General features: G+C 64.9%; 12 protein-coding genes. 9 read left to right on the forward strand and 3 right to left on the reverse strand.

The genetic code is table 11. The annotated features are described in order from the left end of the window. Positions 1 to 16 precede the first annotated feature (16 nt). On the forward strand, positions 17 to 1,039 hold the full coding sequence (locus tag ACMVY4_RS04730) for a histone deacetylase family protein (protein WP_416899037.1): 1,023 nt from the start codon (positions 17 to 19) through the stop codon (positions 1,037 to 1,039). Positions 1,040 to 1,045: 6 nt separating this feature from the next. Here the strand turns inward: ACMVY4_RS04730 and ACMVY4_RS04735 are convergent, their stop codons facing one another. The 3 genes from ACMVY4_RS04735 to ACMVY4_RS04745 all read right to left on the reverse strand — a co-directional run bounded on the left by ACMVY4_RS04735 (position 1,046) and on the right by ACMVY4_RS04745 (position 3,928). Further along, positions 1,046 to 1,741, reverse strand: coding sequence for a hypothetical protein (locus ACMVY4_RS04735; protein WP_416899038.1), 696 nt, complete (start codon positions 1,739 to 1,741; stop codon positions 1,046 to 1,048). Between the two features lie 458 nt (positions 1,742 to 2,199). Then, positions 2,200 to 3,330, reverse strand: a complete 1,131-nt coding sequence (locus tag ACMVY4_RS04740) for a porin (protein ID WP_416899039.1) — start codon at positions 3,328 to 3,330, stop codon at positions 2,200 to 2,202. 286 nt (positions 3,331 to 3,616) lie between these two features. Beyond that, the gene (locus ACMVY4_RS04745; protein ID WP_416899040.1) at positions 3,617 to 3,928 is read right to left on the reverse strand and encodes a tetratricopeptide repeat protein; all 312 of its coding nucleotides are present in this window, start codon (positions 3,926 to 3,928) and stop codon (positions 3,617 to 3,619) included. A 239-nt stretch (positions 3,929 to 4,167) separates the two neighbouring features. On the opposite strand from ACMVY4_RS04745, the gene ACMVY4_RS04750 reads away from it, so the two are divergent. The 8 genes from ACMVY4_RS04750 (at position 4,168) to ACMVY4_RS04785 (ending at position 15,155) form a co-directional block, all read left to right on the forward strand. Continuing rightward, entirely contained in the window at positions 4,168 to 5,109 is a 942-nt protein-coding gene (locus tag ACMVY4_RS04750) for a multiheme c-type cytochrome (RefSeq protein ID WP_416899041.1), read from the forward strand. Positions 5,110 to 5,261: 152 nt separating this feature from the next. Beyond that, positions 5,262 to 6,932, forward strand: coding sequence for a cyclic nucleotide-binding domain-containing protein (locus ACMVY4_RS04755; RefSeq protein WP_416899042.1), 1,671 nt, complete (start codon positions 5,262 to 5,264; stop codon positions 6,930 to 6,932). Beyond that, positions 6,929 to 7,744: a hypothetical protein gene (locus ACMVY4_RS04760; RefSeq protein ID WP_416899043.1), complete on the forward strand. Its 816-nt coding sequence runs from the start codon at positions 6,929 to 6,931 to the stop codon at positions 7,742 to 7,744. Before ACMVY4_RS04755 ends, ACMVY4_RS04760 begins: the two co-directional genes overlap by 4 nt. Continuing rightward, positions 7,741 to 9,747: a hypothetical protein gene (locus tag ACMVY4_RS04765; protein WP_416899044.1), complete on the forward strand. Its 2,007-nt coding sequence runs from the start codon at positions 7,741 to 7,743 to the stop codon at positions 9,745 to 9,747. Before ACMVY4_RS04760 ends, ACMVY4_RS04765 begins: the two co-directional genes overlap by 4 nt. 2 nt (positions 9,748 to 9,749) lie before the next feature. After that, positions 9,750 to 11,531: a multiheme c-type cytochrome gene (locus ACMVY4_RS04770; protein WP_416899045.1), complete on the forward strand. Its 1,782-nt coding sequence runs from the start codon at positions 9,750 to 9,752 to the stop codon at positions 11,529 to 11,531. 111 nt (positions 11,532 to 11,642) lie between these two features. Next, on the forward strand, positions 11,643 to 13,142 hold the full coding sequence (locus ACMVY4_RS04775) for a hypothetical protein (protein WP_416899046.1): 1,500 nt from the start codon (positions 11,643 to 11,645) through the stop codon (positions 13,140 to 13,142). 77 nt (positions 13,143 to 13,219) lie between these two features. Continuing rightward, complete coding sequence (locus ACMVY4_RS04780) at positions 13,220 to 14,503, forward strand: 2Fe-2S iron-sulfur cluster-binding protein (protein WP_416899047.1); 1,284 nt, start codon at positions 13,220 to 13,222, stop codon at positions 14,501 to 14,503. 67 nt (positions 14,504 to 14,570) lie between these two features. Continuing rightward, entirely contained in the window at positions 14,571 to 15,155 is a 585-nt protein-coding gene (locus tag ACMVY4_RS04785; RefSeq protein WP_416899048.1) for a uracil-DNA glycosylase family protein, read from the forward strand. The last annotated feature ends 1 nt before the right edge of the window (position 15,156 follow it).

Consider the following 15,156-nt stretch of genomic DNA (forward strand, 5'->3'; position numbering starts at 1 on the left):
TGCGCATGCTCGCCGCATGCAGGTCATCTACAGCCCCGTCCAGCAGGACCACGATCCGTCGTCCTTTATCACCAGCGGACGGGTCGCTCCCAGCCCCGAATGCCCCGAGCGGGCCGAACGGTTCCTGGCCGCCGTCACCGGCGCGGGCCACGACGTCGCCGCGCCGCGCGAACACGGCATCGGACCTGTGGCCGCGATACATCCGCCGGACTATCTCCGGTTTCTGGAAACCGCCCATGCACGCTGGTCGGCGCTGCCGAATCCGGGGCCCGAGGTGATACCCAATGTGCATCCCGGCCGTCACATGGTGGCGCGGCCCGCTCATGTCATCGGGCAGGCCGGCTATTTCATGGCCGATACCGCCTGTCCGGTGGGCGAGGGAACCTGGCGCGCGGCGCGGGCCGCCGCCGACTGCGCCGTCACGGCCATGGATCTGGTGCTGGACGGCGCCGGTCCCGCCTATGCGCTCTGCCGCCCGCCCGGTCATCACGCCTTCGCCGACATGGCCGGCGGATTCTGCTTCCTGAACAATGCCGGAATCGCGGCGGCGCGTGCGGCCGCCGGCGGCCGGCGGGTCGCCATCCTGGATATCGACGTCCATCACGGCAACGGCACGCAGGGCATCTTCTACCGCCGCAGCGACGTTTTCTTCGTCTCTGTGCACGCCGACCCGACGAACTACTACCCCTTTTTCAGCGGCTATGCCGGGGAGCGGGGCGAAGGACCGGGCGAGGGCTACAATCTGAACTTGCCTCAGGCCCACGGCACCGGCGATGACGGTTATCTGGAAGCCATCGCCGAAGGGCTTGGGGCCGTCGCGCGCTACGGGGCCGATCTGCTGGTCCTGTCGCTGGGACTCGATCCGCAGGAGAACGACCCGCTCGGCGTGCTCAAGGTGACGACGGAGGGGTTCCGCAAGGCGGGCGCGCGTGTCGCCGGCGCGCGTCTGGACACGCTGATCGTGCAGGAAGGCGGCTATCTCTGCGATGAACTGGGCGCCAATCTGGCCGCGTTCCTCGACGGCTTCGGGAACGGCTAGAGCGTTTCAGAAACAGGGCGCCTGTTCGGCCCGGTAAGCGAAAGGCGTGTCGAGGCGGGCATTGTCCCGCGTCATTTCCAGCGAAGATTTCTGACGGATATCGGAGAGCACCGTGCCGATGGCGGTGCTGTAGCGCGTCAGCGCGGCCTGGACGCTGCGCGCGCGCAGCGGCGCGGTCAGCGGCGTCCCGGTGAGGGCCTTCGCCATCTCGTCGCGCATCGACTTCACGCCCGTGCTGTAGATGTCGACATGCCGGCTCTCGTGGCGCAGCGTGACGTCGTAGAGACAGGAGCCGCGGGCCAGTTCGCGGGCAATGTAGACCCTGAGCTTGTTGACGCGGATCCAGACGTTCAACCGCTCCAGCCGGAAGCAGTCCCGGCCAGGGCGCAACTGGCGGACGGCGACCTCGTGGCCGGTCTCCATCTGGAAGACGGTGAGGCCGTGCAGGCGGCTGTTCAGTTCGCGGACGCGCCGGGCGGTCTCGACGGTGCCTTCGGGGATGTCGTCGGACGCGTAGTCGTGAATGAGCTCCGGCTCCGGCAACTCCAGGCGAATGCGGATCTCGGGCGCGTCTGCTTCCGAGCAGGCGGCCTCGGCCGTGCCGGCCGGCAACAGCGTCAGCACCGCCGCTGCCAGAACGGCGGCCGCCAGCAGGCGTCGTCGTTTCCGGTGCGGTGCTGGGGTTTTCCTGGCGTCGGTCATCCGTTCGGTCGGGCCTGCGGTGATGGTTGCCTGCCGTGACGGTGTCCGGCGGAGCGGGTTACCCGACTTACTATAAGGAGCGGATTGGCGGTTGCGAGGGGGCAGGCGCACCGGACCCACAGACACCGGACCGTTCCGGGTTGCGCGGGACGGCCAGGCGGCGGGTCATCGCCGCGCAAAGCCGTACAAAGCACAGCCGCACAAACGAAAAAGGGCGGCCCGAGGGCCGCCCTTTCCCGAACAGGAACCGGAGTTCCCGAATCAGTAGGTACGCTTCTTCCGTTCCGAAGGTCCACCGCTGAGGTAGAACCCTCCGTCGGCGCCGGAGATCAGCCCGGGTCCGGAGATCTCTCCGGGAGCCGGCGGCGGCGCCTCATCCAGAGGCTGGTGGCCGCTGCAGCCGGCCAGAAGGCCGACTGCAGTGCCGAACAGAACGATACGGAGGAAGCTACGCATCATTAGAACGTGACGCGCATACCAACCATGGCAGCCTGGGCACCGTCCTGAGCGTCGCCGCCGAAGAAGTGGCGGAGCGAGGCGTAGGCGTCAGCACCCGGGGCCATGCCCTGGACGATACCGATGCCGATCGAGGAGTTGTTGATGCCGTTGTTACGCTGGCCGTTGTTGTTCGAGAAGTCGACACCCAGCGAGGTGGCGCCCATGTCGGAGTAGTTGCCGCGATGGGCCAGACCCACGTACCAGGCAGCGTCGTCCTCAACGCCGGCACCTTCGTTCATCTGGACAGCCATGGCACCGTTCAGCGCGATCACGCCAAAGTTGATGCCGGCCGAGGCCGAGACGATCTGGTTGCCGAAGTTCTCTTCGTAGCCGACACCGGCCAGAACGCCGAGACCGGCGACCTTGCCCGAGTAACGGCCGGCGACGGTAACTTCACCGTTGTCACGGGCCGAGACAGCAGCCTGGAAGCCACCGAACTGCGGGGTGTCGTAACGGATGGAGTCCTGACGACCGCCGTCACCGAAGACCAGGAAGCCGCCACCGACGATCGCGGAACCGTTGGTGTGCTCCGGGTTGATGTCAGCCAGCGAGGCGAAGTTGAACGAGTTGTGCAGGATGCCTTCGGTGGCTTCGCCCTGCTGACCGGTGGTCAGGGTGCCGAAACCGCCCTTGATGAAGACATAGGCATGACGAGCGGCGAAAGCGTCGCCACCGGCATTGTTGTTCGCGGCCTGGCCGTTGACGGCGACCGAGGAGTTCGACTCCATTTCCATCTCGAGGCGGGTACCGATGGTCAGGCCGCCAGAGGTGGTGGTGTCGGCATCCCAGCGCACGCGCGTCGAGGACGCGTCGTTGTCGACGTAGGTGATGTCGGTGGCGCCGTTGGCGTCGCTGAACAGCGCGACAGCGCGGTTGACGTGGCCGGAGATCTTCAGGTTGACGCCCTTGACGCCCTTCTGAATCTCACCGCCGCCGGCCTTCAGGGCCTCGACTTCCTTCGACAGCGCGTCGATGGCAGCCGAATTCGCCTTGATCTGGTCTTCTACGCTGGCATGAGCAGCAGCGTATGCATTACCGGCAGCCATGACGGCGGCGGCGGCAACGCCTGCGAGAAGATGCTTGTGGTTCACCTTGTTTGCCCTCCTAAAGGAATAAACCCACTTCCTCCACCGCCCCACGACGGATTCACACTCCGGTCGCCGCGGCTTGGATTTCTGTTACGCCAGCCGAACGGGCCGTGCAAGCACAAGCAACAGCCGCGGGCAGCGCGGTAAATGCGGCGTGAATCCGCCGCCGAATTCCCGTAACTAATTGTTTTTCAACATTTAAATCAGAGAAAGAGGCCGGGCCGTGCAGGGGTGAGGCGGTGCGGTCAGGGCTTTTTCGGGGGGTAATGTTGCGTGGCTGCAACAGGTGTCAGCGCCCCAGAGACGGCGCCAGGTCCCTGAGCGCGGTTATGATTTCCGGATCGTTCGGTGTGAGCCGCGCGGCCCGCACCAGCGCGTCCGCCGCCTCGGCGTTGCGGCCGGCCCTGCGCAGCGCGTTGCCGAGCGCTTTCCAGCCCTTCACGTTTTCGGGATTGCGGTCGACAAATTGCTCGAGACCCGCGACGGAGGCTGCGGGCGGTGTGCTGTTACCCGGCGCGGAAAGGCGGTCTGCGCCCACCCAGGCAACGCCGCCCGCCGCGATTGCGGCGGCTGCGGCGATGATCGCGAAGCTCGGCTGCATCCGGAATACGTGCCTTCTTTTCAGAAAAGTGACGTGTGATTCAAACGGGTTATCGATCCGGTAACCGTTCGAATCAACTCTTTCATCACGCGAAGGGACTGTTAAACTGACGCGGCGTGATCCAGCGCACCGCCGGAGAGGACAAGGCGGCAGCCGGCTCGCGAGACAGAGTTGAGGCAACCAATCAAGGGGTGACAGACATGCTCATGTCTGGACTTAGACATCTAGCACTTGCGGCCGTGACGGCGGCCGGCTTCATGCTGGCCGGCGCAGCGGCGCAGGCGCAGGAGAATGTCGGGCCGTTCGAATGCAAGGACTGCCACGGCGCCGAATATGCGGTTTGGGAAAATACCCCGCACGCCGAGTCCTATAAGGACATTCACAAGCGTGATCTGGCCGACAAGGTCACCGATGCGCTGGGCGAGCGTTCGATGAAGCGCTCCGACACCTGCGGGCAGTGCCACTACACCGAGGCGCCCAACAAGCCGGGCGGCCGCGTGTCGAACAATTTCGGCCCGTCCTGCGAGAGCTGCCACGGCCCGGGTTCGGAATACATCAACATCCACAACGTCTACGGGCCGAAGGGCACGAAGAAGGAAGACGAGTCCGCCGAGCACAAGAACAAGCGCTACGAGGAGTCGACGGCTGCCGGCATGCGCTGGCCGCGGTGGCGCAAGGACATCCCGGCGATGCCCGCCAGCCAGAACTACGCGGTGGCGCAGAACTGCTTCAACTGCCACGGCATGGCGCGCGACTCGCTCGACGCCGAGACCGCCGGCAAGATGCTGGACGCGGGCCATCCGCTGAACCCGGACTTCGAGCTGGTCAAGTACAGCCAGGGCCAGGTCCGTCACCGCTTCTATGAGAGCCAGTCCGAGAATCCGGAGATGACCCCGGCCGAGCTGTCGCGCTTCTTCGTGACCGGTCAGGCGGCGTCGCTGGTTCAGGCCGCGAACGCGCTCAAGAAGACGGATCATCCGAAGTATGTCGCTGCGCAGAACGCCCGGGCCGACAAGGCCAAGGCGGCTCTGGAGGCCACCGGCCTGGCCGAGGCCAAGGCGCTGATCGCCGATCCGACCGAGGAGAAGGCGCGGGCACTGGTCGCGAAGATCTATACCGAGGACATGGATCTGACCGCCCAGGTCGGCTCGATGCTGCCGGCCAAGAGTGACTACAAGTAACGTGAGACCAACCGTGGCTTGCTAGCCACACAGGTTGCCTGGTCGCCGCCGGAGGGCTTGCCTTTCCGGCGGCGTTCCGGCAATTGATTCGACAGGGGTAATTGTCTTGCGGGCCAGGGGGGCCGGCAGGGCTTGGAGGGGGCAAACCGGACATGGTGACAGCCGTCGAGACGATGGCCCGGCCGCAGCGTTGGGCGACTCCTTTCGGTCCGGACATGACGGAAGCGATCGTCGACGAACTGATGACGCTGCCGATTTTCCGCGACATCGACGAAAGCCGCTTCCCCGGCAACACGCCGCTCAGGGGCATCCTTCTCAACGATACGCGGGTGGTGAACTACGAACCCGGCGAGATCGTGGTTCGCGAAGGTGACTACGGCAACTCGGCCTTCCTGATCCTGGACGGCTATCTGCGCGTCGTGCTGAACCCGAACCTGCCGCAGAACATGCTCGGCCGTCTGAGCATGAAGAAGAAGGGCTTCGTCGAGGCCCTCAGCCAGCTCTGGACCAACAGCTGGCGGCCCGAGGTGCGCGATCCCGGCCGTTATCAGGGCGCCACCTCAGCCGGATCTTCGGGTGGCACGGCCGGCGTCTATCTGCAGGACATTCCCGCGATCCTGGACAAGCACCAGACCGCACAGCTGGGACCGGAGATGATCTTCGGCGAGCTGGCCGCGCTGGGCCGCGTGCCCCGGACCGCATCCATCTTCGCCGAATCCGACGTCCGGGTGCTGGAGATGCGCTGGCAGGGCCTTCGGGAACTGCGCCGCTTCGATACCACCTGGAAGGAAAAGATCGACCTCGCCTACCGCAAGAACGCGCTGCACAACGCGCTGTCGGAAGCGCCGATGTTCAGCCACCTCACCGAGGAGCAGCTGAAGGCGGTGGAAGAGGAGACGCTGTTCGAGACGCATGGCGCGTTCGACTGGCACACCAGCTACAAGCGCATGCTGGCCCAGGGCCGCGAGATGGAGCACGGCACACCGATCGCGCGCCAGGGCGACTATCCCGACGGCATCCTTATGGTGCGCGCCGGCTTCGCCCGCGTTTCCGCGCAGCTCGGCAATGGCGAGCGGACGCTGACCTATCTGGGCGCCGGCGACGTCTACGGCCTCGAGGAGCTCTACCGCGCCTGGCAGAACAAGGGCGAGGATGTCGTCCTCGAGACCTCGCTGACGGCGCTCGGCTATGTCGACCTGCTGCGGATCCCGCGCACCGTGCTGGAGGAATACGCCTTTCCGCAGATGGCGCCGCCGCGCCAGCGGCTGGCGGATCTGGCGGGCGCCGAGATCAGCTCCGACGCGCTGAAGGAATGGGCCGTCGGCCGCCGCTACATCAACGGCACGCGGGCGATGTTGATCGATCTCAACCGCTGCACGCGCTGCGACGACTGCGTGCGCGCCTGCGCCTCCACCCATGGCGGCAACCCGCGCTTCATCCGGCATGGCGCCACCTTCGACCACTGGATGGTGGCCAATTCCTGCATGCACTGCGCCGACCCGGTCTGCATGATCGGCTGCCCGACCGGCGCGATCCACCGCTCGATGCTGGACGGCTCGGTGGTGGTCAACGACGACACCTGCATCGGCTGCGGCACCTGCGCCGCCTCGTGCCCCTACGACAACATCCGCCTGGTCCAGGTCGCGAACCTGCACGGCGAGCCGCTTGTCGACGGCGAGCACAAGCCGATCATGAAGGCGACCAAGTGCGACTTCTGCTCCAGCAATCCCGGCGGGCCCGCCTGTCAGCGCGCCTGCCCGCACGACGCCCTGCGACGCGTTGATTTCCGCGGGCCGGATCCCTTCCGCGGAGGCTATCAATGAGGTCCGTCACCCGCGCCTACATGGTCTTCTGGCTGGTCGCGGCAGCCGCCTTCATCTTCCTGCTCTGGAATTCATGGCAGACCTGGCTGCAGAACGGCGAGCCGGCAATCGTCACCGGCTATACCCTGGCCGGCCTGATGGTCTTCCTGGGCCTGTTCAACAGCCGCAAGAAGCTGTCCATGGTTCCGCTCGGCCGCGGTGCCTACTGGACCGCCGCGCACGCCGTCTTCGGCACGCTGACGCTGGGCCTTTTCTGGGTGCACACCGGCAGCTTCTGGCCGTCGGGCGCCTATGAGCAGCTGTTCGCGCTGTTCTTCTATCTGGTCAGCCTGTCCGGCATTCTCGGCTACTGGATGCAGAAGGTGATCCCGCGCCGCCTGACCGAGAACGGTCTGGAGGTGATCTGGGAGCGCATCCCCAACGAGGTCGCCGAGATCCGCGGCAAGGCGGAGGCGATCGTCGAGGAGGCCGCCGAAAAGGCGGCGTCCGACACGCTGGCGCGCTACTACACCGAGACGCTGGCCTGGTACTTCCGCCGACCGCGGTTCCTGACCAGCCACTTCGTCGGCTTCCAGACCGGCCGCGCCTATATCCGCCGCGAGTTCACGGCGATTGCCCGATACCTCGATGACACCGAGCGCCAGTATCTCGGTCAGCTCGAGGATCTGGCCCAGATCAAGAACCGGCTCGACTTCGCCTACGCCGTCAACGGCATGGCGAAGCTGTGGCTGCTTTTCCATGTGCCCATGGCTGTTGGCGTGTTGCTGCTGATGATCTGGCACATCATCCTTGTGCATGTGTACCTGCTATGATCACTGACCAAGACCGCTTCAGCTACCAGAAGAGCACCTATGAACGGCCGACGTTCCCCTACGTCTGTGGCCGTGCCTGCTCCTTCGGCAAACCCTGCCCCAACGGCCCGACCTTCAGCGGCGGCTGCGGGGGCACCACCGAATGCACGCCGTTCCGCAACGGCGACCGCTGGGAATGCCGGCGGGCGCCCGCCTCGGGCGGCCCCTGCGAGGACGGCCCGCTGCCGGACGGCAGCTGCTGCATGCAGCACCCGCCCTGCACGCCGCGCCCGTCGCTGCGTCGCCGCCGCCAGCGCATATCCTTCCTGGTGGCGATGTTCGTGGTCGCCGCGATCCTGGCCTTCCTGCAGTTCAGCCCCGAAGCCTTCCAGGGCGACCGGGCGCAGGCTTCCTCGATCATGCCGGGCCCGCTGTCCGGTGCGCATTCGAACTTCGCGCTCGAGGCGAAGGGCTGCACCGCCTGCCACGAGGCGCATGGCCTCGGCGTGGTCGCCTGGGCGAAGGCTTTCGTGACCAGCCAGTCCGTCGGCGAAAGCTGCGTCGGCTGCCACGGTTTCGGCGGCCCCGCCGATTCGCCGCACAACGCGACGTTCGACAACGCCGTCTTCAAGTCCGACTCGCCGAGCGCGGGCATGAAGACCGACTGCGTCATGTGCCACACCGAGCACAAGGGCCAGGAAGCCAACATCGCCACGATGCGGGACCAGCAGTGCAACAGCTGCCACCAGGCCACGGTCAAGTCGTTCGCCAAGGACCATCCGGATTTCGGCGACAACTATCCGCACCGCGCGCGTGGAGCGATCCAGTTCAATCACGTCAAGCACTTCAACGAGCATTTCCCGAAAGAGAACGCCACGCGGAACTGCGTCGACTGCCACGACGTGAAACGCGCCGGTCTTTCGGTGCCGGCCGGGAGCTTCGAACAGAACTGCGCCTCCTGCCACACGAGCGGGATCGTCGACCGGCCGCTTTACCTGATCGGCGTCCCCTACATGGAAGAGGACCCGTTCGATCCGGATACGGTCGCCGAGGTTTGCGGCCTGACTCCGGACCAGATCGAGTACCTCCAGGCACGGGCCGACGGCGATGCCGACGCCGAGGCGCCGGAGCCCTACGAGTACTTCTATGAGGACGAGGGCGACTACGTCACCGCCGTTCTCGCGCTCGCGCTCGGCGTGCCGAATGACGACCTCGACGCCTATACCGACCCGATCGGCGAACTCTACGCCGAGATCGCCGAGTCCGGTGCGCAGCCCCTGATCGACCGGCTGGAAGCCCTGCCGGGCGAGCCGGACGCGCGGCGGCTGCTTCGCGGTCTGGACGGCGAGCTGGTCCGGCGGGCCGCCTGCGCCTGGATGCAGAAGGAATACTACGAGGCGCCGAGCGAATCGGCGGGCGGCGGCTGGACCGCCGGCGACGTCTCGGTGACCTATGTACCGACGGGTCACGCCGACCCGGTGGCCCGCGCCTGGTTCGACTACGCCGTCAACGCGCCGCTTCTGGCGGAAACGGCGGGCGCTGACGAAGATGTGATCGCACAGGCCGAGGCTTTGCGCGAAAATCTCTTGTCAGATCAAGGTTTTGGAAACTGCACCAAGTGTCACGCTGTGACCCAAGTCACCGACAAATCGGCGGAATCAGGCGACCCTGCTACCACTCTGATGGTCGAATGGGGTTTTCAACCAGTGGATGACCGCCCTTACGTACAGTACGACCATGCACCGCATGTAAATCTGCTGGGGCCCGGATCGCTCTGCGTGAAGTGCCACAAGCCCAACCCGGAAGCCAACTACGCTGCATCGTTCAGTCACTTTGATGCAACAGACTACAGTTCAGGTTTCCAGGCGGTGTCCAAGCAGACTTGTGCGGAGTGCCACACTGAGGCAAAGGTGAAGCAGGATTGCTTGCTTTGTCATGAATACCATCTCGAGCCGAAGTTCATCGAGTCGATGGTCGGATCTTCCGAGCCCCGGCAGGCGGACGCAGGCAAGGACGGAGGATGATGATGTTTGACGTTACTGAACATCGGTCGGTTCGTACCGGCTGGCTCGCCCGGCTGGGCGCGCTGGCCGTTGCGCTGGTCGTTGTGACGGGTCTGAGTGAAGCGCAGGCCCAGAGCAACGCCGAAAATCTGGCTGATCAGGCCCACACGGAACTGTTCACTGACGAACAGTTCCCCAGCGCTTCGAAGTGCGCCTCGTGTCACGAGGCGATCTACAAGGAATGGGCGTCGTCCAACCACGCCTACGCCTCGATCTCGCCGATGTTCCACAAGTTCGAACAGGCGATCACCAACCTGACCCAGGGCACCATCGGCACGTTCTGCGTGCGCTGCCACCAGAGCGTCGGCACGACGCTGGGTGAAAGCCGCGCCGCGCCGCTGTGGGAACGCAGCCAGGTGTCCCGCGAGGGCATCACCTGCATTACCTGCCACCGGGTGAAGAGCGAGTACTACAAGGCCAACGGCGAACGCCGCATCGAGCCGGGTCAGATCTACTCTTCGGTCTACACCAACTCGGACGGTGAGGGCCTCAAGAAGGTCATCGAGGACAAGAGCTTCTACCGCGTCGCAACCAACGACGAGGAGCGGGGCAACAAGATCCACACCGAAGTGGTCAAGTTCGAGCAGATCTCGAAGTCCGAGTTCTGTGCGAGCTGCCACCAGGTGGCGGTGAACCTCGGCATCAAGCTGGAAGTCGTCTGGGATCAATACCGCGACAGCCCGGCGCTCGAACAGGGCATCACCTGCCAGGAATGCCACATGGGCAAGGTTCCGGGTACGGCCAACGGCTACGCCAAGGGCCCGGCGGCCGTGGTGAACGGCGAGGCGATCAATCCCGATCGCGACCGTCACAACCACGCCTTCTACGGCCCGGGTTATCCGATCGCCCATCCGGGTATCTTCCCGCACAATCCGGCGGCCGAGAACTGGACCATGGAAGAGTGGCTGCAGTTCGACTACCGCTCGGGCTGGGGCACCGAGGAGTTCGAGGACAAGGTCTACAACGGCGAGATCGAGGTGGAGTTCCCCGAGGTCTGGTCGTCGGAAGATGACCGCTTCGAGGCCCGCTACATCATCGAGGAGAACCTCGAGGGTCTGGAATACAAGAAGGACCTCCGCCGCCAGGTCATGGAGAACGGCAGCCATCTGGACGGTCCGTTCTTCGCACAGGGCCCGCGTGTCGGCCAGGACTTCTCCTTCAACTACACGGTCGAGAACATCAACCCGGGTCACAACCTGCCTTCGGGTTCGCTGGGCGCCCAGCCGGAAATCTGGCTGAACGTCGCGGTCACCGATCCGGACGGGAACCGCATCTGGGAATCGGGCTACGTCGACAGCGACGGCGACATGGCCGATCTGCACTCCAAGGACGTCCAGGAAGGCACGATCGAGCATGACGACCAGCTGTTCAACCTGCAGACCAAGTTCCTGACCACGAACCTGAAGGGTACGGATCGGGAGATGTTCCTGCCGGTGAGCTTCGACATCGACCAGCGGCCGTTCCTGCGGCAGCCCAACACGCCGACGACCGTCCTCAACCACCCGGCCTTCATCCGGATGGAAGGGCGTTCGATCCCGCCGCTGGGCAAGCGCGACGCCAACTACACGGTGCCGGGCGAGCTCCTGACCAAGCCGGGGACGTACAAGATCTCGGCGCGGATGCGGAGCCGGGCTGAGCCGATCTACTTCATGCGCTTCGTCGGCGCGACGAAGGAGATGGAGCAGTCCATGAACCAGTGGATGCTCGACATGCATCCCTACACCGTGGAAGTCGAGGTCCAGTAACCTCGGATCAGTGGGGCGGGCGGCGTCTGGAGGGGCGCCGCCCGGACCGCGCTACGACACAATCTTCGGTCCCGAGAGGGGCCTATTGGGGGTCAAGTGGAGATGGGTGAAGTGCGTCATTTCACAAGCAAAGTCGCCGGCCTGACGGCTGCAGCGGCGATCATCGCCTGGACCGCAGGGACCAGCCTTGCGGCCGAGGATTACAACCCGAAGATGTCCGAGGGCGCCAAGCGCGTCGAATACAAGGCAGACGCGTTCAAGCCGATGCCGGCCTATGAGGACCTCGACTACGACATCGAAGCGCAGCTGGCGATCTACGGCGGCAAGAGCGAGGTCACGGCACCGCGTCCGCTGTTCGAACTGGGCCAGCCCCAATATGTCTCCGGCCAGCTTTCCGAGCCGAGCTATGTCTTCGGACGGCTGAACCCGACCCAGTTCGCCATCCAGGCGTTCGGCGACTGGCGCACCGCCATCGCCTTCAACGACAACGCCAATGACGAGGTCGCCCAGATCGCGACCCGCCTGAACATCGACATCGATTTCAAGATCACGTCGACCGAGCGTCTGCACGCCTTCATCCGGCCGATCGACACCGGCAACCAGTTCACCCGCTGCGAATTCGCCGGCGGTGACAGCGAGGACCAGTGCAATCTGGAACTCCAGCCGAACATCGAGACCCTGTTCTTCGAAGGCGACCTCGGCGCCATTGCGGCTGGCTTTACCGGCGAGTACTACAAGGGCGACTATCCGTTCGCCGTCGGCCTCGTCCCGATCTTCTACCAGAACGGCATCTGGGTGAACGACGCCGTCCTCGGCGCGGCCTACGCCATTCCGGCCCAGAACTCGCCGGCGCTGGACATCTCCAACATGGAGTTTTCCTTCTTCGCCGGCTTCGACAATGTCGAGAATGACGGAATCCTGGATGCCGGCGGCGCGGTCGCCGACAAGAACGCCAACGTCTACGGCGCCAACGCCTTCATCGAGATGCTCCAGGGCTACATCGAAGCGGGCGTCGGTTACATCGATGTCGACGAGGACAAGCTGGGCGACCAGAACCTCTGGAGCGCGGGCCTTTCCTGGTCGGCGCGTTACCATGACATCCTGTCCTACTCGGTCCGCGGCATCTTCAGCCGCCAGAACCGCGAAGACGGTGGCCAGGATCTCGGCAACGGCATGGCGTTCCTGCTGGAAACCAGCTACATGACGCACAAGCCGTACACGCTGCTGCCCTACGCCAACTTCTTCGTCGGCTTCGGCCGTCCGCAGTCGCTGATCAACGCCAACGGCATCCTGATCAACACCGGCATCAACTTCGAGACCGATGGCCTCACCGGCTTCCCGTTCCTCGACGATACCGCAGCCGACACCTTCGGCGGCGCCGTCGGCCTGCAGTACCTGTTCAATCTCGATCAGCAGCTGGTGGTCGAGGCCGCGACGGTGCAGACCCACGGTAACGACGCCAATATCCAGGGCGACCAGTACGCACTGGGCGTGCGCTGGCAGCTGCCGGTGTCTCAGGCGTGGATTCTCCGTGCCGATGCGATGTACGGTATCAACACCGAGAACGACGATCTGGCCGGCATCCGGTTCGAGGTTCGTCGCAAATTCTGACGCACGGACCCGGCCGGCTCCGTGCGGGGCCGGCCGGGAATCCGGATCCTGGCGTCTAACAAGGGGGTAATGGCGCGATGGAACTTGGGGTCGTCAACTACGTCGCGATCGCCGTACTGGCGCTGATGGGGCTCTACGTCCTGTCGCTCATCTACAACAATTTCAGGGCTGCCGGCGTCACCGACCGCGGTGTCGCCGAGGAAATCCGCTTCCTGAAGGAGCGGGTGGACCGCATCAAGGCCGTCCGCGAATTCGACAAGCAGAAGAACGAACTCTCCTGGAACGGCGCGCGCAAGTTCCGCGTCGCCCGCAAGCACCCGGAAAACGGCGAGATCTGCTCCTTCTACCTGCAGCCGCATGACGAGCGGCCGCTGCCGCCCTTCGAGCCCGGTCAGTATCTCACCTTCAAGCTCGACCTGCCGTCGGCCAAGAAGGTGACCACCCGCTGCTATTCGCTGTCCGACAGCCCCAAGGGCGAATACTACCGCGTCTCGATCAAGCGCAATCCGCCACCGAAGGACCCGGCCAAGGCGGATATCGGCAAGTCGTCGTCCAACTTCTTCCATGACCAGGTCAACGAAGGCGACATCCTGAACGTCCATGCGCCGGGCGGCGACTTCTTCCTGGACATGCACCGTTCAACTCCTGTCGTGCTGATCGGCGGCGGCATCGGCATCACGCCCGTGCTGTCCATGCTGAACGCCATCGTCGAGAGCGGCTCCACGCGGGAGACCTGGTTCTTCCTGGGCATCCGCAACGGCAAGGAGCATGTCTTCCGCGAGCATCTGGAAGCCATCGACCAGGCCAACGAGAACGTTCATGTCCGGATCGTCTATTCCGGTCCGGACGAGAGCGATGTCGAGGGCAAGGACTATCACCACAAGGGCCGTGTCGGCGCGGACCTGTTCAAGGAAGTCCTCCCGTCGAACAATTACGACTACTACTTCTGCGGCCCGCCCCCGATGATGGAGAGCCTGTTCCACGGCCTCCGCGACTGGGATGTCCCGGAATCGCGCATCCATTTCGAGGCCTTCGGTCCCGCGACCGTGAAGTCCAAGAAGTCCGCGGACAAGGACGACGGGAAGGCCGATGCCGCACCGGCGACGGGCTTCAAGCTGAAGTTCGTGAAGTCGGAAAAGGAGATCGTCTGGGACGGGTCCGCCGACAGCATTCTGGAATTCGCCGAGGCCAACGACATCGACATGGACTCGGGCTGCCGCGCCGGGGCCTGCGGCACCTGCATCACCGCGGTGCTGGCCGGCGACGTCAACTACAACACCGATCCCAGCGCGGATGTGGACAAGGGCTCCTGCCTGACCTGCATCTCCGTGCCGAAGTCCGACATGGAACTCGACGCCTGAAGACTGACGGGATCGACGAAGCTGACAGGGCGCGCCGGCTCAACCCGGTGCGCCCTTTGCTTTTCAGATGACAGAGCCGCTCGAGCCGCTGCTGGCCGCCGTGCGCGCCTGCCGCATCTGCGCCGACAGTCTTCCCGAAGGGCCGCTACCGTTGCTTCGGGCGGACCGCGGTGCGCGCATCGCTATCGCCGGACAGGCGCCCGGAATCCGTGTGCACCGGACCGGTACGCCCTGGAACGATCCCTCCGGGGACCGGCTCAGGGACTGGCTCGGGGTCGATCGCGACACCTTCTACGACACGTCGAAATTCGCGATCGTTCCCATGGGCTTCTGCTATCCGGGAACGGTCAAGGGAAAGGGCGACCTGCCGCCCCGGCCGGAATGCCGCGCCACGTGGCACGACCGGATCTTCGCCGCGCTGCCGGAGATCGAGCTGACGCTCTGCATCGGCCAGTACGCGATCGACTATCACATGCCGGATCTGAAGCGGCCGACGCTCACGGAAACCGTCCGCAACTGGCGCCAGGCATTGCCGCGGCGCCTGCCCATGCCGCACCCGTCGGGGCGAAACAATCTGTGGCTCCGCCGGAACCCGTTCTTCGAGGCCGAAGTGTTGCCCGAGTTGCGCCGGCGCGTGGCCGGCCTGATCTGAA

This window comes from Minwuia sp. (assembly GCF_048007105.1).
In the GTDB taxonomy this organism is placed as follows: Bacteria; Pseudomonadota; Alphaproteobacteria; order Minwuiales; family Minwuiaceae; genus Minwuia.

Bases quoted from the DNA above. Each gene is read 5' to 3' on its own strand.
- ACMVY4_RS04730 (WP_416899037.1), top strand. From the start codon at position 17: ATGCAGGTCATCTACAGCCCCGTCCAGCAGGACCACGATCCGTCGTCC.
- ACMVY4_RS04735 (WP_416899038.1), bottom strand. From the start codon at position 1,741: ATGACCGACGCCAGGAAAACCCCAGCACCGCACCGGAAACGACGACGC.
- ACMVY4_RS04745 (WP_416899040.1), bottom strand. From the start codon at position 3,928: ATGCAGCCGAGCTTCGCGATCATCGCCGCAGCCGCCGCAATCGCGGCG.
- ACMVY4_RS04755 (WP_416899042.1), top strand. From the start codon at position 5,262: ATGGTGACAGCCGTCGAGACGATGGCCCGGCCGCAGCGTTGGGCGACT.
- ACMVY4_RS04760 (WP_416899043.1), top strand. From the start codon at position 6,929: ATGAGGTCCGTCACCCGCGCCTACATGGTCTTCTGGCTGGTCGCGGCA.
- ACMVY4_RS04765 (WP_416899044.1), top strand. From the start codon at position 7,741: ATGATCACTGACCAAGACCGCTTCAGCTACCAGAAGAGCACCTATGAA.
- ACMVY4_RS04770 (WP_416899045.1), top strand. From the start codon at position 9,750: ATGTTTGACGTTACTGAACATCGGTCGGTTCGTACCGGCTGGCTCGCC.
- ACMVY4_RS04780 (WP_416899047.1), top strand. From the start codon at position 13,220: ATGGAACTTGGGGTCGTCAACTACGTCGCGATCGCCGTACTGGCGCTG.
- ACMVY4_RS04785 (WP_416899048.1), top strand. From the start codon at position 14,571: ATGACAGAGCCGCTCGAGCCGCTGCTGGCCGCCGTGCGCGCCTGCCGC.